The sequence below is a fragment of the Eubacteriaceae bacterium ES3 genome (assembly GCA_030586155.1).
Classification (GTDB): Bacteria; Bacillota; Clostridia; order Eubacteriales; family Eubacteriaceae; genus Acetobacterium.
In genome coordinates this window covers 97,544-120,419 of record CP130741.1, presented here as the reverse complement: position 1 = coordinate 120,419, position 22,876 = coordinate 97,544, and the positions used below count along the sequence as shown (strand labels likewise).

The 22,876-nt window shown below is 40.6% G+C and carries 21 protein-coding genes and 1 tRNA gene; 9 read left to right on the top strand and 13 right to left on the bottom strand.

The window, feature by feature from the left end:
- Positions 1–63: 63 nt before the first annotated feature.
- Both Q5O24_00540 and Q5O24_00535 read right to left on the bottom strand, forming a co-directional pair.
- Positions 64–154: transfer RNA gene (locus tag Q5O24_00540), tRNA-Ser, on the bottom strand.
- 78 nt (positions 155–232) lie between these two features.
- Positions 233–583, bottom strand: coding sequence for a NifB/NifX family molybdenum-iron cluster-binding protein (locus tag Q5O24_00535; GenBank protein ID WKY47847.1), 351 nt, complete (start codon positions 581–583; stop codon positions 233–235).
- A 165-nt stretch (positions 584–748) separates the two neighbouring features.
- Here Q5O24_00535 and Q5O24_00530 point away from each other — a divergent pair, with 165 nt between their 5' ends.
- The 6 genes from Q5O24_00530 (at position 749) to Q5O24_00505 (ending at position 5,914) form a co-directional block, all read left to right on the top strand.
- Entirely contained in the window at positions 749–1,633 is an 885-nt protein-coding gene (locus Q5O24_00530) for an ABC transporter ATP-binding protein (GenBank protein WKY47846.1), read from the top strand.
- A gap of 2 nt (positions 1,634–1,635) precedes the next feature.
- Positions 1,636–2,433: an ABC transporter permease subunit gene (locus tag Q5O24_00525; protein ID WKY47845.1), complete on the top strand. Its 798-nt coding sequence runs from the start codon at positions 1,636–1,638 to the stop codon at positions 2,431–2,433.
- Positions 2,434–2,450: 17 nt separating this feature from the next.
- The gene (locus Q5O24_00520) at positions 2,451–3,248 is read left to right on the top strand and encodes an ABC transporter permease subunit (protein ID WKY47844.1); all 798 of its coding nucleotides are present in this window, start codon (positions 2,451–2,453) and stop codon (positions 3,246–3,248) included.
- A 252-nt stretch (positions 3,249–3,500) separates the two neighbouring features.
- Entirely contained in the window at positions 3,501–4,745 is a 1,245-nt protein-coding gene (locus tag Q5O24_00515; protein WKY47843.1) for a multidrug effflux MFS transporter, read from the top strand.
- Positions 4,746–4,855: 110 nt separating this feature from the next.
- Positions 4,856–5,338 carry a hypothetical protein gene (locus Q5O24_00510; protein WKY47842.1) on the top strand — a complete coding sequence of 161 codons (483 nt, stop codon included), beginning with the start codon at positions 4,856–4,858 and terminating at the stop codon, positions 5,336–5,338.
- Positions 5,339–5,380: 42 nt separating this feature from the next.
- Positions 5,381–5,914, top strand: coding sequence for a PH domain-containing protein (locus Q5O24_00505; GenBank protein ID WKY47841.1), 534 nt, complete (start codon positions 5,381–5,383; stop codon positions 5,912–5,914).
- Positions 5,915–5,967: 53 nt separating this feature from the next.
- Here Q5O24_00505 and Q5O24_00500 read toward each other — a convergent pair whose 3' ends face one another.
- From Q5O24_00500 to Q5O24_00490, 3 genes are read right to left on the bottom strand one after another with little or no spacing between them, the layout of a single operon-like run.
- Complete coding sequence (locus tag Q5O24_00500) at positions 5,968–6,444, bottom strand: methylglyoxal synthase (protein WKY47840.1); 477 nt, start codon at positions 6,442–6,444, stop codon at positions 5,968–5,970.
- 25 nt (positions 6,445–6,469) lie between these two features.
- Positions 6,470–6,679: a YwbE family protein gene (locus Q5O24_00495; GenBank protein WKY47839.1), complete on the bottom strand. Its 210-nt coding sequence runs from the start codon at positions 6,677–6,679 to the stop codon at positions 6,470–6,472.
- Complete coding sequence (locus tag Q5O24_00490; protein WKY47838.1) at positions 6,679–6,930, bottom strand: TIGR03905 family TSCPD domain-containing protein; 252 nt, start codon at positions 6,928–6,930, stop codon at positions 6,679–6,681. The genes Q5O24_00495 and Q5O24_00490 overlap by 1 nt, the downstream gene beginning before the upstream one ends.
- Positions 6,931–7,348: 418 nt before the next feature.
- On the opposite strand from Q5O24_00490, the gene Q5O24_00485 reads away from it, so the two are divergent.
- The gene (locus Q5O24_00485) at positions 7,349–7,741 is read left to right on the top strand and encodes a pyridoxamine 5'-phosphate oxidase family protein (GenBank protein ID WKY47837.1); all 393 of its coding nucleotides are present in this window, start codon (positions 7,349–7,351) and stop codon (positions 7,739–7,741) included.
- 67 nt (positions 7,742–7,808) lie between these two features.
- Here the strand turns inward: Q5O24_00485 and Q5O24_00480 are convergent, their stop codons facing one another.
- The 6 genes from Q5O24_00480 to Q5O24_00455 form a co-directional block, all read right to left on the bottom strand.
- Positions 7,809–9,164 carry a GHKL domain-containing protein gene (locus Q5O24_00480; protein ID WKY47836.1) on the bottom strand — a complete coding sequence of 452 codons (1,356 nt, stop codon included), beginning with the start codon at positions 9,162–9,164 and terminating at the stop codon, positions 7,809–7,811.
- Positions 9,157–9,879: a LytTR family DNA-binding domain-containing protein gene (locus tag Q5O24_00475; protein ID WKY47835.1), complete on the bottom strand. Its 723-nt coding sequence runs from the start codon at positions 9,877–9,879 to the stop codon at positions 9,157–9,159. Before Q5O24_00475 ends, Q5O24_00480 begins: the two co-directional genes overlap by 8 nt.
- 362 nt (positions 9,880–10,241) lie before the next feature.
- Positions 10,242–14,810, bottom strand: coding sequence for a YDG domain-containing protein (locus Q5O24_00470; GenBank protein WKY47834.1), 4,569 nt, complete (start codon positions 14,808–14,810; stop codon positions 10,242–10,244).
- Positions 14,811–14,885: 75 nt separating this feature from the next.
- Positions 14,886–15,290: a hypothetical protein gene (locus Q5O24_00465; GenBank protein WKY47833.1), complete on the bottom strand. Its 405-nt coding sequence runs from the start codon at positions 15,288–15,290 to the stop codon at positions 14,886–14,888.
- Positions 15,291–15,299: 9 nt separating this feature from the next.
- Entirely contained in the window at positions 15,300–15,725 is a 426-nt protein-coding gene (locus Q5O24_00460; GenBank protein WKY47832.1) for a hypothetical protein, read from the bottom strand.
- Between the two features lie 98 nt (positions 15,726–15,823).
- Complete coding sequence (locus tag Q5O24_00455; GenBank protein WKY47831.1) at positions 15,824–17,698, bottom strand: hypothetical protein; 1,875 nt, start codon at positions 17,696–17,698, stop codon at positions 15,824–15,826.
- Between the two features lie 237 nt (positions 17,699–17,935).
- Here Q5O24_00455 and Q5O24_00450 point away from each other — a divergent pair, with 237 nt between their 5' ends.
- Entirely contained in the window at positions 17,936–18,595 is a 660-nt protein-coding gene (locus Q5O24_00450) for a helix-turn-helix domain-containing protein (GenBank protein WKY47830.1), read from the top strand.
- Positions 18,596–18,683: 88 nt separating this feature from the next.
- Here the strand turns inward: Q5O24_00450 and proB are convergent, their stop codons facing one another.
- Positions 18,684–19,496 (bottom strand): glutamate 5-kinase, encoded by an 813-nt coding sequence (proB, locus tag Q5O24_00445; GenBank protein WKY47829.1) that lies wholly within the window; start codon positions 19,494–19,496, stop codon positions 18,684–18,686.
- A 114-nt stretch (positions 19,497–19,610) separates the two neighbouring features.
- On the opposite strand from proB, the gene Q5O24_00440 reads away from it, so the two are divergent.
- Entirely contained in the window at positions 19,611–20,504 is an 894-nt protein-coding gene (locus Q5O24_00440; GenBank protein ID WKY47828.1) for a LysR family transcriptional regulator, read from the top strand.
- Between the two features lie 154 nt (positions 20,505–20,658).
- Here Q5O24_00440 and Q5O24_00435 read toward each other — a convergent pair whose 3' ends face one another.
- On the bottom strand, positions 20,659–22,743 hold the full coding sequence (locus tag Q5O24_00435) for an NAD(P)/FAD-dependent oxidoreductase (GenBank protein WKY47827.1): 2,085 nt from the start codon (positions 22,741–22,743) through the stop codon (positions 20,659–20,661).
- Between the last annotated feature and the right edge of the window lie 133 nt (positions 22,744–22,876).

The window sequence follows — 22,876 nt, the reverse complement described above, 5'->3', positions numbered from 1 at the left end:
TATTGAATCATATTTTAGGCATTAAAAAAACGGCTATATCAAGCCGTTTTTAATTTCTTTTCATGGCGGAGAGAGAGGGATTCGAACCCTCGGTACGCTTATCACGCACACACGCTTTCCAGGCGTGCTCCTTCGACCTCTCAGACATCTCTCCATGTTAGTATTAACTTTTGTCATACTAACCTATTATAGGGGCTTTATCATAAAAAGTCAAACGTTTTTATTATTGCCTTTAATGATGGTGATGGCCAGGAGGTGCGCCTTTATAATCCCTGAGATACTCAAGTTGTCTTTTTTCCATTTTATCAAGAGCTTCCCCAACTGCCATCCCATCTCCCTTAAAACGGGTAATCCCTTCATCCGCCAAAGCATAGAATGAATCCTCTTCGATTTCACCGGTAATAACCCCTTCACAGTCATATTCCTTTATCTGCCCGGCTAACTCAAGCCCATCTCCATGTCCTTCAAAAACACTCAAGCTCAGATTATCGGTTTCTATAATCAGCAGATAGGCCGCTTTTTCAAATTCTTTAGTCACCTGATCGTCCAATGTTTTCCCGCTGCTTGTCACTGCAATTTTCATCGCTTTCTCCTTTTTTTAGTGGTATCATTATTTTACCCTTGCCTTTCTGCGGATTCAAGCCCTGTTATCAACAGTTTATCCACGTCCTTATCAAAATTCGAACAGCACCGGGTTTACACCTATGAAAATTGGGGTACAATATCATTAAATCAAGGAGGTGACCTCATGAATGTCATTGAAATAAATGGTCTGACTAAATATTACGGAAAACATCGGGGCATCGAAGATGTCAGCTTTTCAGTTGAGGAAGGCGAAATCTATGGTTTTATCGGCCCCAACGGCGCCGGTAAATCGACAACTATTAGAACCCTTTTATCCCTGATCTATCCAACAAAAGGATCTGCCACAATTTTTGGCAAGGACTGCATTAAATACGGCCACGAAATCAGACGGGACATCGGCTATCTGCCCTCTGAAGTCTTTTACTATGAACATATGAAGGTTCTGGAAGTCTTAAAATATTCTGCCAGCTTCTATGACAATGTCAATCCTGCCAGAATCAAGGAATTGGCCGATATTATGGATCTGGATCTCAACAAACGAATTGATGATCTTTCTTATGGTAACAAGAAAAAGGTGGGTATCGTTCAGGGACTTTTACACGAACCTAAACTGATCATTCTCGACGAACCTACCAGTGGACTGGATCCACTAATGCAGCAGAAGTTTTTTGATCTGATCCGCAAGGAAAATGAACTGGGAGCGACTGTTCTATTTTCTTCCCATATTCTTTCTGAGGTTCAAAAACTCTGTCATCGGGTGGCGATAATTAAAGACGGCACCATCGTAGATATTAAAGACATTAACGAAATGCGCCGCAATAATTATAAAAAAGTGATGCTGGAGTTTGAAGGAATTATTGATATCAGTCATTTCAATCTACCCGGTGTTACCAATCTGACACTTGAAAACAACGTGATGGAATTTTTGTACAAAGGCGATATCAACAAGATTATCCAGCGGCTGCAGGGCGTTAAACTTGCCAATATGCTGATTGAAGAACCGACTCTTGAAGAAATTTTCATGCATTATTATCAGAAGGAGGAATAGCCATGAACATCATTAGACAGGAGCTTAAAATGAATCTCCGCCCACTGATCACCTGGTGCCTGTCGCTTTTAGGTATCCTGATTCTGTTTATGCTTTTCTACCCCGCCTTATCCGACCAGATGGAGGAATTTCAAAAGGTCTTCGACAGTTTCCCCGCCGCTTTTCAGGCTGCCTTAAAACTTGATGCAATCACCATTGACAGCATCATGGGTTACTATCAGTTTGCCTTTTCCTTTATCCTGCTGGGAGGCGCTATTCAGGCTATGAATCTGGGCGTAGCCATTATCTCACAGGAAGTACGGATGAAAACCGGTGATTTTCTTTTCGTTAAGCCAATCACCAGAAATCGGGCTGTCACCATGAAAATGCTCACTGCTCTAATTCTGATTGCTATTACCAATATTTTTTACAACATCAGTTCAGTAATCATCCTGACTGTCATCGACTCTCAAAGTTTTGATTTAAAAACCTTCCTCTTAATGAATGGAAGCCTGCTTTTTATCCAATTGTTTTTTGTCAGCCTCGGCCTTTTCCTTTCAACCTTTTTAAAGAGGATAAGAACTGTCCTTCCTGTTAGCCTGGGTGCGGTTTTCTTCTTTTATGTCATTTCGATGATTCAAGAAACTGTCGATGACCCCAAGTTACGGCTAATTTCTCCCTTTGACTATTTCAATCTAGAAGAAATCATGGAGCGTATGGAGTATAACGCCTCCTATCTGCTCTTATGGCTGGCACTAACCGTTATTTTTGTCCTTGGTACTTACTGGCTGTTTAAACGAAAAGATCTTCCGGCCATTTAGAAAGTCAGGTGAACTAAATGAATATCTTATTAAAAGAATTAAAACTTAATCTAAAGTCCTTAATCATCTGGTGTTGTGCGCAGGGTTTTATCATTTTTGCCGGAATGATGAAGTATCAGGGTTTTGCGGACTCTGAAGTAGATATAAGCGCCTTATTCGACAGCCTGCCCAAAGAAGTGCTGACCGTTTTAGGTATGGAAAGTGTCAATATTGCCACTATCCCCGGCTTCTATTCAGTCTTTTTTCTCTATTTTATGTTATTGGCTGCTGTTCACGCCATTATGTATGGCGCCATCGCAGTATCACGGGAGGAGCGCGATCATTGTGCCGACTTTATCTACACAAGGCCGCGCCGGCGTTTTCAGGTCATCGCCCCCAAACTGGTTGGCGGCGTGATCAATCTGATGGTTTTTAATGCCGTTACCTTCATCGCCTCGATTGCCTTTATAGCCTACTACAATGATGGCAACGGGATGGTCAGTGAAGTCTCTGTGACCATGCTGGCACTTTTTTTCCTCCAGCTCTTTTTCCTGGCAATCGGCAGCTTTTTTGGAGCCATCTGTCCCACTACTAAAATTGCCACTTCTGTTTCAACCGGCTTTGTAATGCTGACTTTTCTGCTCTCAGTAATCATTGAGCTTGTTGATTCGGCCGACTTTTTAAGGGTTCTTACCCCTTTTAATTATTTTAACGCCCAGGACCTGGTCATCAACGGCCAACTGGATGGACTACCGGCACTAATACTTGTCGCTGCCACAATTATATTCTCCGGCCTATGTATTTTTAGCTTTCACTTTAGAGATTTAAGAACCTAATTTGAAAATTTTTCCCACAGAAACACGACTTATCCACAGGAAAAACTGACATTAATTGTTTTTCTTGTGGAGTTTATCTTTTATTTGGCAAAATTCTGGTTGCTTTAAAAGATATTCCAATAAAACCCCTATCAGAATATCAACAAATTACTGCCTCTTTTCCACATTAAAACCATCGCCGTTTCAAAAGAATTTATGTTATAATTAAACATGTTTAAATTTTGTAATTCGCTAAAAAATTCGGAGGTATGAATGAACACCCAACCCACTGAAAGCCACACAGAAATTAGCCAACCTTATCTTAAACATAAGGGCTTAATCATCTTTTTGGCTTTGATGAACGCCTTTATTCCCTTATCAACAGATATGTATTTACCAGCCCTGCCCAGCATGAGTGCCTATTTTAACAGTGGCTCAGCGGTCACCAATCTGACCCTCAGCAGTTTCTTTCTATTCTACGCGATAGGAATTCTTTTCTGGGGTCCGCTCAGTGACAAATACGGCCGCCGGAAAATTTTATTAATCGGCAGTGTAATTTATGCAATCAGCAGTATCGCCTGTGCTTTGTCTTTTAGCGTATACTTTCTGATTGGCTCCCGCATCCTTCAGGGAATCGGCGCAGGGGGGATTACCTCGGTTGCCATGGCAATCATTAAAGACTCATTTTCCGGAAAAAGACGGGAATCAATTCTAGCAGTCTGTCAAGCCATTGCTGGCCTGGCCCCAATGCTTGCTCCTATTGTCGGCGGTCTGCTGCTTCATTTTGCAGACTGGCGGGGTTCTTTCTGGTTACTGGCCTTAATCAGCCTGATAAACCTGATTTTTTCGATTCTGTTTAAAGAAACCCTGCAGGACGAAAATCGCTATACCGGCTCACTTTTGGGCGCTGTCGGAAGGCTCTTTGTGGTTGCCAAAAATAAAAGCTTTATCCTTCCGGGTCTGATTTTCTCCATCAGTACACTCCCATTTATGGGGTATATCGCCGTTTCTTCATATATCTATGTTGACTATTACGGATTAAGTGCCCAAACCTACAGCGTGTTTTTCGCCGCTAACGCCCTGTTATCTTTAACCGGACCTTTTATTTATGTCAAATTTTTAAGTAATATGGATAAAAAGTGGTTTGCAACCCTGACCTTATCAATGGCCACTATTAGCGGTCTTGCCGTTATGACAATTGGACGGACATCGCCATATTTATTCTGGATTTCATTTTTATTGATGTCTCTATCCGGAACAATTGTCAGGCCATTTAGTACCAACCTGCTTCTTAGTCAGCAAAAAGGCGACACTGGTTCAGCCGCTTCTCTAATTGGGACGCTTTTTACTGTTCTTGGAAGTCTGGGAATGTCTCTGGCTTCCCTTCCATGGGCTGACACGGTTCTCAGCCTGGGCATCATTATTACTGTTTTTTCGGTCTTTTCACTGCTTGCCTGGAACATTACGGTTCGCTCAAGTCTTTCAATTATTGGACTGGAAACAAAAACGAAAAAGTGACATTGCTGGCCAAAAGAAGTATTTATCCTGATTATAACCACAGAAAGTTCTGTGGTTTTTTTATTTTTTGTGATAGAATATAAATTACTTTTATATGAAGAAGGCAAATTATGAATACAAAACAAAAAGACTATCACCGCCTGTATATGAGCGAACTGGTTACCGCTCTGGTTGTTGGGAGCTTACTCTATATGACCAGTCACTCCCGCGGCATGGGACTTGATTTGCGCCTCTTTTTACCTGGTGGCATCCTCTTGTTTATCATCCTGCAAAGTGCTGGATACTGGTATTACCGCCATCAGCAGGTAATAACTCCCGGCGGCGACTATCACTGGATCATCCCTACTTTTTCTTTTTTGAAACGCATTAATTTAGTTGTCCTGGCAATTTACCCCTTATACCTGCTCCTCATGCTCATGTTTTACCGCCCGGCCTTATGGTCAGCAATTAATGTTTTTGGTATCATTCTCTATGGCTTCTCGATTCTGGAGTATTTTAATTACTATTACTTTAGTCTCCAGGTTCACAACCTGAAAAAAAGAGAACCAACTGAACTTGCATTGGAAATACAAGCTTATCAACAAGATCAATGAGCACTATAAAGAAAGGACCAGGCTTTTTTGCCTGATAAACATATGAATTATTCTGTTTCACTTATCCATTCCATCAATCCCCTTTTTTTTGCCATTCTGGCTTTAGGACTGCTGCTTATGGGAAAATCTGTTTATACCTTAAAATCTTTTCCGGAGCTAAAAAGCAAATCTATTAAAGAACTGGTGGTCGGTTCAGTGGTCATGATTGGAGTCCTTGCTCTTTTCATCGTTCTTCCGCTTTTATCCACGATCACCATTACTGATAATCAGCTGGAAGTACGGCTATCAAGCGGATTTACAAACCTAACCGTGTCTTCTCAAGATGTCCAGTCAGCCGTTGTCATAACTCTTAATTCTGATCCCGCCACTACGATAGCTGATAAAATAGTTGGAACCTCAAGCCGCGACTATCTGGAAGGGATGTTTCAGATGGAAGATGGCACAGAAGCAGGAATTCTCTTAAACGGTGATCAGGCTCTGATGGTTAAAACAGCTGAGCAGACGCTTTTTCTTGGCCCCGATGACTTTGATGACTTTCTCGCTGATTTTAATAGCACTATTTTCCCAGTTGAATAGAAAAAGCGGTCAGAATGGATATTAATAATCCAATCTGACCGCTTTTTTAACGCTTATTTTTCATAAGTTTCTGCTCGCTTTTGGGCCTGTCTTTCAAAATCCAGAACCCAGTGAACATATTCCGTATTCATATACTTGGAGTTTAAGATAAAATCAGCAGTCGCTAGATTATTGGCTACAGGAATATCATAAACTGAGGCAATTCTAAGGAGCGCTTTAATATCCGGATCATGGGGCTGAGCTTCTAAAGGATCCCATAAAAAAATCATCATATGAACTTTCCCATCCACAATATTGGCGCCAATCTGCTGGTCACCACCCAATGGGCCGCTCTGAAAAATTTCTACCGGCAAGCCCGTTGCTTCCTGAATTAGTCGTCCGGTGGTTCCTGTCCCGCAAAGAAAATGTCCTTGGAGAATCTCCTTGTTCTTTTTTACCCAGGAAAGCAGCTCCGGCTTTTTGCCATCATGAGCAATCAGGGCAATTTTTTTGGTTTTTTCAATGGTCACACTCTTATAACTGGTTTCCATTTTCCTCCGCCTTTCCATTACTAATTTAAGCTTTTTCGTCCTCAGTATAAATTTTTTTTACCCGGCCAACCTGTCCATCCTCAAGCATTACCTTAATCCCGTGGGGATGAGTGGCACTATTGGTAAGCAGCCGTTTAACTCTCCCCTGGGTCAGTTTACCCGACCGCTGATCCTGCTTTAAAACAATATCCACCAGAATCCCCGGTTTAATATTTGACCTTTTCTGTCCATCCACTACATTGTCTCTCTAGCAGCTTCAAGTGCTACAACCAGCTGATTCATGCAAGAATTATTACGGGCACCACAGGTATGTCCTTTAAACATTGGAATAATCTCATCTATCTGCTTTCCATTAATCATTTTTGACAAGGCTGATAAATTCCCACTACATCCGCCAATAAAGTTAAGGTCTTTAATCGTTTCTCCTTCAATTGCGAAGTTGATTTCACTGGGACAAACCCCTTGTGTTTTGAACTTAAATGCCATTCTATTCCTTTCCTTGAGCAATATTATTAGATTTAGAAAACCACTATCGTAATAGTGATAATCCTGTTGCTTTTGCAATTATTTTATCAATTTAAGCTTAATACTATCACGAATCCCTATGCTATAAGAAATTTTACCATAACAAAATGATCGGCTTTTTCTATTCTCTGCTAACGCACGCCTAGTCCCCATAATCTTATAATTCAATACTCCACGCTCCCAACTCTAATGGAATCGGGATGACTTCTCTTCCAATCCCAGACTGACAATGACCAGAGGAGGTATTTGTTCATAAGCTTCTCTATGAACAATTAAAGTCTGTCCTAGTCAACTAATTCTTCCTATTGTTAATCTTCCAATTACTGATATAATCATACTAGATAAACAATCATAAATCAATGTCTATCAGGAGGTAAAAATGAACGAAATAATTGAATTCTTAAACGATTGCGGAACTTTTTTTGTGAGCACGGTAGATGGTGATCAGCCAAAGGTACGACCTTTTGGTTTTGTCATGGAATATGATGGCAAGCTTTGCATCTGCACCAATAATCAGAAGCCAGTCTTTGCCCAACTAAAAGCCAATCCGGCTATCGAAATCTGCGGCTGCAAAGGCCCAAAATGGGTACGTCTATATGGCAAAGCAGTTCCTGCAACCACTGAAGAAAGTCAAGCGAAAGCCCTAGAAATTATGCCAATGTTAAAGAATATGTATTCTGTCGGTGATGGCGTCTTTGAAATCATTGCCTTAGAAGATGCAAAAGCCGATTTTTGCTCAATGACAGGAGACTTCCACCAGGTTTGCCTGTAAAATTTTCTTTACATCAAAAAAAGTTCGAATTTTTCGAACTTTTTTGATGTTTCACGTGCAACATTTTTTATTCTTCCTGACCAATCTCCTCTATTCGTAAAAGAATAGAAGCCTGAAATTTTTGATTCTCAGCTTTAAATAGCGCCTGACCCTTATGCTTTTTAGCGACTTCCGAAATAGAAGCCAGGCCAATTCCATGGGCATTCTTTCGTTTGGAGGAAAGATAAATCCCGTTCTTTAATTTCAATTCCTCCTCATAGCTATTATCGGCAGTTATTAACAGCTTGTTTTTCTGAATCTGCGAAGCCATAAAAATGCGTTTCTTACCTGTCGAAACTTTTCGGCTGGCTTCCACAGCATTTTCCAAAAGATTCCCAAAGATCACGCAAAGATCAACATCGTCAATACTTAAACTTTCCGGTACCGACAAAGCCAGTTCCAGTTCAATGCCCTCCCGCTGGCAAAGCTCCACATAATAGCCCACTAATGCGTTTACCGTATCATTTTTGCAAAACATTACATCTTTCAGGCTGGGCTGGGTATCAACAATTTTTTCGATATATGCTTCGGCCTTATCATGTTTGTCCTTCTGTACCAACGCCTTGACTTCATTGAGATGATGACGCATATCATGTTCACTTTTTCTGATATTATCGATACTTTCGCCGAACATCTGATAATAATTTTTCTGCAACACTAATTGCTGGTTCATCATCCGATTATTCTCAGAAAGAATTGCGTTCTTTTCAGATTGTTTAAGCATTTCGATAACAATATAATAAATCAGATAAAAGCCAAAAAACGCTGCCAGATCAAAAACCAGAAACTGCCAGGTTTGAATCAGCTCAGTATTGAGACCCGAAAAAGACAATGAAATGACGTAGTAGACCAGTGGCACCACCCAAATGTAATTCCAGGCTTTATTACTGGTCTGCACCACTTCTGTGATCTTTTTCCGAAAGAAAATCCAGATCACCGGATATGTAAGACCCAGCATAACAACCTGAAAAAGATTAAAATAAAAAGAATAAGACGCTTTTACAAAACTTTGCTCTAGCCATAAAACCATAAAATTGATTTCAAGATACTTTGCCATTGTAACTACAAAATCAGCATAGCTTTTGACCAGTAAGGCAATAAAAATTAATTTTGCAGCATCAGCTCTAACATTAAAGAGAAAGACTGCAATATAAAGCAAGAGGAAAAATAAACTATGGCCGATCCGCAGTTTATCCCAATCCGGAAATAATGCAATAATCAGGCTCACCGAAAGAACATTAGCTATAATACAGGCAAATCCGCTTAAAACAGCAATCCGTTTAGAATATCGCAGCTGATCCCAAACCGGAATAAAGGCCAGTACAAAATAGGGGATAATTGAAAGACTGATGCCTAAGATAAGGTTGAGCTGATCACTACTCATTGCCTTGTCCTCGTATCTTGGAGAATATATAATCCAGGTATTGCTGCCTGGTTTCAGCACTGCCTTTCTTATGGATCGCTACCAGTGTCTGGTCATCCATGATAAAATCAGTAGCCGTATAATCGGAAACGTAATCCATGTTGATAATCGCACAACGATGACAGCGCAAAAACGGCTGGCCGCCCAGCTCTTTCTCCAGCTTCGATAAAGCAAGGTATGTTTTTATATCCTGGCTTATCGTATGGATAATTGAAACCTTATCAAACACTTCAATATATCGGATTTGATCAAGATAAATCCGGTGTTTGAGCCGGTCACTTTCGATTTCAAGATAACGACGTTTTACCTTATTTTTACATCGGCTTAAAGCTTCATCAATTTTCTGCCCGGTAACCGGTTTAATCAAATAATGTCGCGCGCTTAGTTCAAAGCCTTCGATGGCATAATCTGGGCTTGATGTTAAAAAAATAAGGGCACAGGTTTCCCCCTTCTCCCTAAGTTTTTTGGCAATATCAATGCCGGTCGTATCCTCCAGATAAATATCCAAAAACAAAATATCCAGCTTTCCCGGTACATAGCGGTCCCAAAAATCGTTACCAGACGGATATTCTAACACTTCTGTCTCAATATGATGGACTTTTCCATTTTCTTCAATCAGCTCCCTGAGCTTCTTCCGCTCTTCTGGCTGATCTTCACACACACCAATCACAACCATGATGCCCCTCCAAAGTCAAAACTTGTCAGGGTCATCATAGCATAAGTTTTATGGGATGGCAATCTATTTAATTAAGGCTAACTTTATTGATTTTTGTGTTTGAAATTATTTGATAAACGCTTATGATACGTCCGTTTTTTCACATTACTTTACTTCTTATTCAGGTGAACTTATTTTAACCATTTGTTCTTTTCTCCCTTCAAGCGATTTTCCTTGCTCGCACGAAATAAGGAATCGCTTTCAAAAAATCTCGACTGACACAAACTACTAAAAAACACCCGCTGGCATTCTAATGCAGCGGATGTTTTGGAATTATTCATTTAACCTTACAATCTATTGCTTATTTTAAGTCAGATGCTAGCTTAATAAGCGAATAAAGCGGCAGTAGTGCCATTGTAGTAGATCAGCTGCCTGCTAAAATCAGAGGGTGGAGTTGGTGCCTCACATATTTGTTGATCAACTCCACTCACATCCTTTAATGAGGTTCTATAGATAATACCCCCATTGTCCTGATAGACAATGTAAGGATTCGAATCAACCATGCCGTAAGTAGGGTTGACCGGCGCACCATAACAAGATAGACCGAACTCTCCAGTAGGACTTACATAAGTATCTGCCATCCAGGCTACACCGTCCCAATAATAACATTTATAATTTGTCCCATCAAAACCGATAGCTAAAACAAAGCCATCTGAATCAACACCATATACCTGTAAAGTCATGTTATCGACAGCTACATTTAGTGGCAAGGCTTGTCCATTATAAGTAGTCGAACTATATGTGGCAAATCCTGTTATCTCCGTTGCATTATATGCAAGACTCACACTGTAAACAATACCGTCCGAACTAATACCGTAAAAAGTACCGGTACTATTGTAATACATAAAAATTTTAAAGCCGCTGTCATTATTGGGCGGGGTCAGCGAGGCATAGTAGGCAAAAATATTGCCCCATGGAGACCAACTGCCAGAGCTGTAGCTGGCAGTAATCAAGCCGTTGTTTGGCATGATAGTACCATTCAGTGATGCCAAAGGATCCATGCGGTAATTGGCCGAATCTGCTCCGGTAAGAACAGGACTTAAGATAATTTGGTGCTGGCCTTCAGTTGCTATTTTCGTGACCGCGCCATAGTTCTCCTGACTATAGTCTACAGCTCCGTAATCAGCGGTGCAGGAAAGTGAAACGCTATCCCCCGAAATCAGACCCCTATAGTTTGTGGCATCAAATGTCGGATCAAAGGTAACACCATTAACTGCGGCACTGCTGGAGCCATCAACCTTTTTGATGGTTTCTACCCCTTCAATGTTTTGGTAATTTAAGATTCTCTTCTGAATTTCTGCAGTTACTCCTGAGTTGTTGTTGGTGACCGGTGCCAAATAATTGCCGGTCCGATTTCCGCTAGTACCGGCAGAAAGTGAATATGAAAATGTTATCGGCTTATTTTGACCTGCATTTTTGTCTGCGAAGGTGGCGGATGTCAAAACCGTAATAAAATCTTTATCCGCATCCAGAATTCCGAATACGCAATCCTTCAATTCAGTGCCTGAGCTGTTTTTGTCATAATCCTTGTAATACTTACCATTGTAGCGAACAATCGTCGTCCCATCATAAGTTTTTAAGCCATAGTTAGTTGTAAAAGGCGTCGTGTTATATTCCAACTGGATCGGGTTGATTTTCCCATTATCAATGGAAGCATCAGCCAGTGTATAATGGCCTGCATTGTCTCCGCTAAGGGTGTAATCCAAATTGATGGTTTTCGGATCTGCCGCATTCTCATCTGCATAAGACGCCGTTACTTTCAGATCAACCGTTTCGCCGATGGCCAAGCCGTTTATATAGCTATTATCAACTTGATAATCAGTAATTGCTGAAGCTGAGTCTTCTCGAGTTATTGTTTTATTTGTATAAACTGTTGCTGTGCCATCATAGGTTTTAGAGGTCTCGATAAACGACGTATCTACTGACAATGTCTTTGCGGTGATGCTTCCGTCATTAACGCTAGCAGAATAGCTTGAACTATTATCAGAAAAAACATAATTTCCGCCCGAGGCCCCACTGAGTGTCACAATATACTTTAGGTAAAGGTTGCTTCCTGGCCCACTTGTTTCATTTGTACAGCTCGCATCCGTATAATAAGTAGAGCTTGTTGAAAACACCAGTGTCTTATTAGTATTTAAATCATTAATAAAAGCCTTTGTATCACTATCGCTACAATTTATACCTTTCACAATATCAACGACTCCTTCGCTTGTCCCATCATATTCCTTAGATTTTAAATCCTCTTCTATATAAGCGCTGGTTGTTGATAATTTTATTGGACTAATATTCGCAGTTTGTGTAGTGTCATTTACCGGCAAGCTATAATTATTTTGAACAGGAATTGAAATACTATTATCAAAATGATAGGTAATGGTAATACTTTTATCTACCCCAACATTCTTATCAGAAAATTCAGCATTCGCCATTAAAGTCACTGTATCACTGGCTACAACATTATCCGGTGTTACAGAAATCGCATCTGCAGAAGCCGTTGAAAAATAAGCTGTCTCCAATCCATCATAGGTTTTACTATATGGTAATGGAGTATTTGCTTCGCTTACCGTCAACTGATATTTAACTATGGAACCATCGAATTCCTCAGATGTATTCTCAATCTCGTAGTTCTTAGCAACATCGCCCGCTAATGTATATGTAACAGTAATCGTTCTGTCTCCGGCATTTACATTATCATAAGCAGCGCTGGCATTAACTGTAATATTTTCTATCCCGGTATTAAATTCTGTTGAAGTTGAAGAATTACTAATTACACCTGCAGGCGATGAAGGTAATCCCACATAAAAGGCTTTATTGTTACCATCATAAGTTTTAGTCGACTGAACCGACCCATATGTTGCCTTAAAATTATTATTCCAATTGATGCTTAATTTTTTAGATGTAATCGTACCAGTACTTTTATCAGACTGAGCCGCTGGCGCCAAATAATTACCGGCATCTGTTCCACTTAAATTATAAGAAAAATCCACCGTTTTTCCGGTACCCACTACGCTGTCAGAATAGGTTGCCGCTTGTGTAATCACCAAATCATCCCCAAAAACCTGTCCCAGCTCATCTGTAATAGTTGAAACTAGCGCCGCTGTACCATCGTATTCTTTTGTGGCCGTTGACGAAGATGGTGTATTTAGTTGCTTTTTGTCAATGGTCCCTAGCGTTGTTATCGTAGCCGAAGCCGGTACCTTATACTTAGAAGCATCTGCTCCCGATAAAGCATACGTCATGTTAATGGTTTTATTATCGCCAGCATTTTTATTATCATAAGTAGCCGTGGCCAGGACCGTCACATCATCACCGGATACGATGCCACTGACATTAGCTACATCTACAGCCGCTGCCGTCACATTGGTCGCGCCTGTTCCATCATAAGTTTTTAAGGGGATCACTATCGGGGCTGTCGTTACCGACAGGCTGATCTTGGAGACACCATCGCCCCCTCCGCTGCCACCAGTACCACCACCAGTATTAGGAGTTGGAATAACCGGTTGAATCTCAACTCCAGTATCTACCGTATAGTTTTCCGGCGCATTTTCAAAAACTGCAGAATTAGAATCAATTTCCGCATTTTCAACGGTTCCGCTACCATTAATATGTGTACCTTCACCACCAACTGTGAGGTTAGTAACAGTCGTATTCGAACCCAGATTAACAATTGCACTGTCTGCCGCTTCTCCCAGTTCCATGGTCGCTATATTGGTGTTGCCGCGGGTTGTCACTGTCACCGATGGCGCCTGAATACTGACAGAGTCAAAAGCACCTTCTAAAATCAGTTCCTCACCACTGGCATCTTCAGAAAGCACTATCTCAGCCCCCGATAAATCCGTAGCAACGATACGTACCGCCCCAGTGGGCGTCGACTCGACCCGAATACTCCCATACTGTCCACCGTTGATATGAATCGAGTTTTCACCACCGCCTCTAACGCGCAGGTCACCGGTAACCGTCACATTATTAAGTGTAACATCCCCATCGCCAACGCCTTTATCTATAATCAGGTTACCAGAGATGTCTAGATTCTGCAGAACTACTCCGCTGGTTGTAATAATTACATCTGAATCGATTGTTTGGCGCTCAAATTCAGGGCCATAAGTACCGACAGTATCATAAACTTTTGAAGTCACTAAATTTTCAAGTAAGGTAACTTTATCCTTTATTGCAGTAACTGCTGCAGTAATTTCTTCCTGGGTGTTTTTATCACTTACTTTGTTGTCTGAAATTGCTGTCTGCAAATTATTCCAGGATGTTTCTGTATAATCCTCTGCATTTAAACCATCAATCTGTGACAACAGCGAATTATAAATGCTTATATCATCTGAATCAACATCGTCTTTGACAATCCGTAAAGTTAATGCTTCCAAGCGCTGACTACTGCCTACAGTCCCTAACTGCTCACCATCAGCAAACCATTCACTGGAATTTTGCGGCTGTTCACCAATATTCTGTACATGACCCTGATAATTTATATGATAGCCAGAATAAGTATTGCCTTCTAAGTCAGTCAGTACAATTTTTATGGCTTCGATCCGTAGACTTTCTCCCCTTGTCCCGGCATATTCACCATTTTTCGGCCAATTATTGGTATCCTCTTCGTCGTAAAGCCAGCCTTTGTTTTGAACATGGACATTATACCGAATCTCCATATCCGTTGGCAGACCTGCTCCCAGTTTCAATTCAAATCCTTCAATCCGTTTGCTTTCACCCACGGTGCCAATCCGTTCCGGACTTTCTATCCATGATCCATCCGTTGGATAGTCGCCAACATTTTCTATATGACCACGAGATAAAACAATCAGATTTTCATCCGAGTTGGCGGCTATTACAGAACAGACCGGAATGATAATCCAAAAAAGCAGGATTAATGGTAATAACTTTCTTTTCATAGTAGCTCCTAAAATTTAAAAAATTCGCAGTCTATTCTGCTAAAAGAACCCCGCCCTAAACCGGACGGGGTTTTTTTATTTCAATAAACCTTGTGCCTCACAGAGACGACTCACTTCCTCCCCGACAATCCGGGTCATCTGATTTAAATCAATGTTTTCACCGTTAAGCGCCACATACCAGCCATCAGTTACCATATCACCTACGGTTTCCTTTAAAATTCCGGCTGCCCCATTGTAAATCTTGGAGATTGTAACCGTCGTTCCGGTAAGGGCCACCTGAATCAAATATTTATCAACCGGCGGAAACTGAATGCAGTGCATGATTCCCTTTCCGGTAAGAAAAGGCTCTCCACAAGGATAAGTTCCCTCTTTCATCACGTCAAACAAGTCTTCATAGGAAAGCTTTTTATTGAGCTTAACCTTATCATACCCTTTGATCATATCCGTTCCGGTCTGCTTAAGCTTATCAAATAATCCCATTGCTGACCTCTAGCTAAAAGAAGCTACCGGATTACCATCTGCATCAAGTTCTAAGGTTACCTCTGATACTGAGAACAAATCAATTTCAGTCCAGGTTACGGTTGTGCCTTCTGAATCAGCTACCATCACATCCCAGTACTGTTCTTCTACATCTGAATCAAAAGAAATATCGACATAACTACCATCTGGAAGAGTTTCTGCATCCAGAATATCATCGCCCCAGCTGTCTTCTCCAGTTGGCGATACATAAACTGCGTAAATTTCGATCCCTGTTGCATTAACAAGAGTGAAGTCCTGTGTATAAACTGTCGCTTCTGAGGCAGTTGATGATGACGAATCCGATGATGTGTCATCAGACGATCCGCTACAACCAGCTAATAAGAATACTGATAAACTAACAATTAATAATGCACTTAAAATTTTTGATTTTTTCATTTTTAACCTCTTTCTGAATAACTTTTCATGACGTATTATAGCAGTCCAAGGTTTGGCTCGCAATCTCCATTCACGGCGAAAAACCGCCATTGGCGATGTCAGTCTTCGGAAATGACAATTAGACTATCTTTTTCGCCAAGGCTGATTAAAATTGACTTGGCCGGATTAAGATGGATGCCATAATTTTTATCCGCATCCTTCTGATCGGCTTCAATAACATAGCCGATGACCACTTCATTCCGCCGCCTGCCAGACTCCACATAATGATAAAAGTCTACTGCCTCATCAGAAACAATATAATCACTGGCCCTTTTTATGTACAGTTCCGAACCGTCCGCATCAAATAAATATTCGAAAACTGTATTGAGCATCTTATTCTCGGCAATCTGAGTCAGCATCAGGCTAATCAGTTTCTCACTGACGATAAAATCATTAACTTTGGTCACCTCAGCCAGTTTCTTATTTCTGAAGTCCAGCATTTCACTGACTACTGAAAAACGAGCCCCGGTTTTTTCGGCTATATCGCGCAACTGCAACAAAATAAACAAAGTATTGGCATCAGATTCCTGAACACTTAATTCCTGATGGCTGGAGAGAATAATGACATGATCATAATTATTTAGCATTTGTTTATCAAGAGTTTTACGATCCCGGGGATCACCAATAATCAGACTGATCTTCTGATTAACCACCACCCCTGAAATCTTTTGAAAGTCCTCCATATTGACGTTTTCAGCAACTACAGTTAGAACCGAATCTTGAGGAACATAATTATCCAGTTCTGCTATAATCTGACTGGAATTATCGTTCCAACCCAAAATCAGGGTTTTTTCCGGTTTGCTTTTAAAAGTGGCCTGGTCGGTAATTAATTTACTTTCCAATACTGCTTCACTGCGACCATTTGTTGCAACAATGGTATCATCATCTTCCGAAATGGCAATAATCATATCACCGGACTTTATTTTTGTATCCATTGGCGGATTAAGATAAGTCTTACCCTGTGACTGAATTCCAATTACAGTCGACTTTTCGAAAAGTCCCAGCGTTTCTCCAAAATTTTTTCCAACTGTCTCAGGACAATCGCTAAAATAAATTTCGTCACCATCAAAATCCAGAAGCTCCGTATACACCGTTGAAAGGCCAGGTTGACGACAAGTCTGAGCAATAATTCGGGCAATCAGATTGTCACTTAAAATTATTTCTACCTGATTGCTGCCAGCTAATGTCGCAATCTGTACATGATCCGGGTCTTTTAAAACTGCTACAATATGGTAGGGTTCCACTCTTTTCTTCGGATTATTGGTAATTGCCAGCATTGTCTTAATCACCTGGGTATCATCTTCCGAAATAATAATCACTGACTTCGATGTATTGAGACTGACAATTTCCAGATCATCAATATCGATTGGATTTCCCTGTCTGGTTACAATTCTTGTTGTTTTAGTATCAGCCACACGTTCTCGAATGGCATCATCCATCTCTGTTTTATCATGATTACCCATAATTACAATACATGCGTGTTTTTGGTTACTATTTGCTTCAATCAGTTCTTCAATAATTGTAAAGATCTGTTCCGACCACCCAAGTATTATCGTCTGATTCTCTTCAATCACCCGAGACCGGCCTTTACGCAGGGAATCTAACTTGGCTTCAATCCCAGTTGTTAAAATCCCAATCAGAATACTTAATATGAAAATTCCTCCCAGTGTGGTTACAAACATTAAAAATATATAACCGATACTGCCGGTATCTCCACTTACCGTACCTGAATCTATGGCGCGCATCAGTCCCATCCACAAAAGTTCCGTAAAACTGTTGGTTGGACCGGATCTGGTCATCCAGACAATTAGTGAAACAACCAAAATCATTACTGCCGTCGCACAAGCCAATGACAATAGTAAAACACCTGTTCCCTTTGACATCAGATTGTCAAATTTGTACTTCAACCGTTCAATTAAACCTGCCTCTTTCATGTTATACCTCATCTGATATAAAATAATTTGCATCTGATTTTTAAACCCTGAACAAAATCAATGCGACAACAGTTTAGCACTATCGGTTGTGCTTGGCAATATATAAATTTTTCCGATTATTTTAATTCGTCACCCGAATTTTTAATCGTTTGACTCAATTTTTTGCTTTAATTTCATTTTAGTTTTTCTTAAGTTCTGTTATAATTAAGAAAAGACACGGAGGATTAATCAAAAACTATGGCCACACAACGGGAAAACATCCTGACAACAGCAACCCGACTTTTTTATGAGCAGGGTTATGACAAAACTTCTTTTCAGGAATTATCTGACCGCCTGGATATCACCAAGTCACTCATATCTTATCATTTCAAGTCTAAATCGTTATTGGCTAAAGAAGTTACTGAACAATACTCAGTCAATAATAAGAATGCTATCGCTTTTAAATTATATCAGCAATATTTTTCCAGTCATCAATATGACTTGCAACTCAGTTCAGCTGTGGAAATCAGGCTCTCAACAGAACTTTTTTTTCGCGATCCAAAAGCTGCCAGGTATATTATCGAAACCTCCAATGGCAATTATGAAGATTCCTATATTAGTCACTACAAGCAATTTTATGCCATCCACGACCGCCAATATCGGCTTAATATCAATCGTGATATCGATGAGATTAGCCTTTTGGCCAGAGGAGCCAGCGGCGCCTCCCAGGCTGTAATCACAGATTATATCAATGGGAATATCGATTGTACCATGAATGAGTGTCTGGACTATATTGTCGAAATGATCTTTCGTTTCATGCGGATTGACGAAAAACGAATTTCTGAAATTATTGCTGAAAGCAGAAATATAATCAGTCAGATTAATTTTGAATTTTTACCTTATTTTGAAATAAAATAAAAGCACCAGTCAATTCTGTTCAAATCAGAATTGATTGGTGCTTTAAACTTTATTTTTTGAATAGACTTTTTTTACATGACTACCCCATTTAAAAATTCCGTACAAAGGGTTTTCCTGAGAATAAGGTCCCGACATGATTTCCTTTTGCAATATCATACAATGCCGCCGGATTCTTACCATTCGTAATGATCGTATCAATTCCCTGACCGGTCGCCAAAGTCGCTGCCTGAAGTTTTGTTTTCATTCCACCCCGTCCGCGTCTTGAACCGGCACTGCCAGCCAACTGATGAACTGAATCATCAATATTGTCAATGCGTTCAATCTGTCTGGCATCAGCATAGAGTCTGGGATCTCTGTCATAAAGCCCATCAATATCGGAAAATATCACCAGCTTACTTGCTCTGCACAATACAGCTACAACCGCCGAAAGCATATCATTATCTCCAAACAACCGTTCCACAGATTCAATTTCAGTATAAGAAACTGAGTCATTTTCATTAACGACTGGAATAACCCCCATTTCCAATAACGCATTAAAAGTATTAATCAAATTTTCCTTCTTTTCTTCATGTTCCATATCTTCAGCATTTAATAAGATTTGGGCAATGGTCTTATCATAGTCTCTAAAAAATTTGTCATATAAAAATGTAATTCTACACTGGCCGACCGCAGCAGCAGCCTGTTTAAGCCGCATACTGGTAGGATGTGTTTTCATCTGTAATTTACTGACTCCCATAGCAATGGCGCCCGATGAAACAAGAATCACTTCATATCCCATATTATGTATATCAGCAAGAACATTGGCCAGTCGATCAAAAGACCGCAGGTCAGACATCCCGGTCTCATTGGTCAAGGTTGATGTCCCGACTTTAACGACAATTCTGTTTTGATACAAACTCACTTTAAACCTCTTCTTGAAAATTAATTTATTTTATCGTATCATAAAATTATAAATTCTAAAAACGAATATTTGGCATCTATTAAATTACAATTCCGAATGAAAAGGTGAAATATTATGGATATGAACATTTTAAAGTATCTGGCTTTTATCAAAACAGTGGAATTTGGAAGTTTTACCAAGGCTGCTGATCATCTGAATTATTCACAGTCAGGGATTAGTAGGATGATCAATGACCTGGAGAAAGAATGGCGAGTAACACTTCTAGAGCGGAGTCGAGCGGGTGTCCGCTTAACTTCTGATGGAACAAAACTTCTACCCTATGTTAAAACGGTATGTGACGAATATCAAAATTTGCAAATTCAGGTTGACGATCTCCATGGACTTCAATCCGGACTGATTCGGATTGGTACCTTTTCCAGTGTTGCAACCCACTGGTTACCCAACATCATCCAACACTTTCAAAAGGAATATCCCAACATTGACTACGAATTGCTGCTGGGAGACTACTCTGAAATTGAAGCCTGGCTTCTAGAAGGCCGGGTTGACTGCGGTTTTCTGCGTTTACCGGCTCACCCCGATCTGGAAACTATGTTTCTGGATCAGGATCGCCTTCTGGCTGTTTTACCTGAAGGTCATCCCCTGGCTGACTATCCTAAGGTCCCAATCGCAGCCCTTTGTGAATATCCTTTTCTATTGCTGGAAAAAGGGGCCAAAGCAGATGTATCGGAAATATTCGACCGCTGTGGTTTGGCACCAAAAACCCACTTCACAACCTGGGATGATTATGCCGTCATGAGCATGGTTGAAAGTGGGCTGGGTATCAGCATTCTGCCAGAGCTGATTTTAAAGCGGATTCCATATAAAATCGTGACAAAAGAACTGGAGGTTCCGGCTTACCGTAATATCGGCTTAGCTCTGCGTAGCCGTAAGTCTGCCTCGCTTGCGGTCTCTAAGTTTATCAATTATTTATCCTATCGAGAGGATCCCTCTTCCCAGGAATCCTTATAAGATTTCAGATTAAATTTCTTTTCAGGTATCATATCAGAATTGAGGCTTTGTCAGTACATTAAAAGCATTCGTTTGGAAGCTTGTTTTTCAACCAGGCTTTGAGTTTTGACTCATTTTTATTTAAACTCTTTACTGACGTTTTGATTTACTTAAATTAACCAACCTGGTTTACCGCAATATCAAAAGCAGATGAAGTCGCCCTGGCAATATTGCCAACTCTTTCAGCGTCACCAACAGCATAGACTTTGCTGAAATTACTTTTGAGGTCAGCCAATAAAGCATTAACAGATTTAGAACCCAGAGACAATACAACTGAATCACATTTAAGGTCTTCAAGTTTGTTAAATCCAATATGTTCTATCTTTACTCCAGAGTCAGTAACTTCCAGCAATTTCGCTGAGGTGATAAACTTGGTATTGTGTTTTTTAAGTTTTGGAACAACATCCTCAACTAACTGATGCCAGGCGATTGGCGCAATTTTGTCTGCCATTTCAATAATGGTGATTTTTGCACCCTTTTCAGTTAAAAGTTCAGCCGTTTCAAGGCCAGTCATTCCACTGCCCACTACTGCTACTTTCTGATTAGACAAATCCACTGTGCCGTTTAATATTTCAGTGGTCGTGTAAACATTTGGTTTATCATTCCCTTTGACAAAGCCAGGTTTTACGGCTACGGCACCGGTTGCCAAAACAACTGCATAGGGCTCGTAAGACTTGATTTTCTCGATGTCGGCAAGGGTATTGTATTCTATTTGAGCTCCTGCTTTTTGTGCATTTGTCGCCATATCCAGGGCAGCCCAACCGATTTTTTCTTTTTTAGGCGGCTTATTGGCCAGATTAATCTGTCCGCCAGGAATTCCTTCTTTTTCTAAAACAATAACCTTAAAGCCGCGTTTGGCAAGCAGTTCAGCTGCTGTCAAACCAGCAACACCGGCACCGATAACCACAACCTTTCTTCCCTTGCCATCTTTTGGCAGGTTGTAGTAAACAGCTTCTTTACCAACGGTGGGATTAACGGCACAATAGCCGCTGGTGCCTGCAAAGGCTCCATTATACATGGTTTCCATACAGTTTAAGCAGTTTATACATCGTTTGACTTCATCACCACGTCCACTTTCCACTTTCTCAACCCAGTGAGCATCGGCAATGTGAGGTCTACCCAGAGCGATAAAATCCTGAACACCATCTTGAAGTTGTTGTTCAGCCTGTTCTTCACTTCTAATTAGGTTGGCAGCAATAACAGGTATAGAAACTTCTTTTTTAACTGCTTCAGCAAGATAAGCTCTCCAACCGCAATCAAAACTAGTTGGTTCCAACCAGTAGTTGTAGGTATCATAAGCAGCAGATGAAACATCGATGGCATCAATCTCCATTTTTTCTAAAGCTTTAGCGTATTTTACACCGGTTTCCAGGGTGTAACCTTTACCCGCCTGACCGATCTTTTCATAAAATTCATCGACCGACAGACGGACAATCAGCGGGTAGTCATTGCCGCAGGCTTTACGGATCCCCTCAATGATCTCTTTTAAAAATCTCATTCTGTTTTCAAATGAACCACCATACTCATCGGTTCTTTTGTTGGTGTTCGGACTTAAAAACTGCTGGATTAGATAGCCATGCGCGGCGTGAAGTTCTATCCCATCCAGCCCCGCTTTTTTGGCCCGCACTGCTGCATCGATAAACTCCTGAATGAGTTTTTTGACTTCCCGCTTTGACAAAGGACGGACTTTACTGTGGGCGTGGTCGCTTTCCTCGCATTTAGACGCAGAAACAGATGAACAGACCAGCTGTTTTGCATCTAATTTCCGGCCGGTCGTCGGTGCGATTTTAAACAATGTATCAGGAAATGACTTCCATACTTTGGTGGTCGCTAATGAAAGTGGCACCGTATTGACCATAATTCCATGATTTTGACGACCCGGGTGGTGCAGCTGCACAAAAACCTTAGCCCCATGTTTGTGAATTCTTCTTACTAACTTTTTCCATGATGGTATTTGATAATCATGAGATAAACCCGGCTGCATAAATGACGTTGCCCCATGAGCATCATTTACCCTGGTAATTTCTGTGATGATTAAACCTGTTCCGCCTTTTGCCCGTTCTTCGTAATATTTAATAAACTTTTCACTTAAGGTGCCATCCATATTCGTTAATCCCATGTGCATTGGTGGCATGACAACTCTGTTTTTAATTTCGCACTCCCCAATTTTCATAGGTGTGAATAAAATTTTTTCGCCCATTTTTTCCTCCATAGCAAATCTCTTTTATAAATTTTAACCATCAGTTTAGATTTTATAATATAATACTAAAGCACAAAACCTAGTGATTACACTAAGGTTTTGTGCAGTTAGGCTTTGTGGTTTTAATTTATAA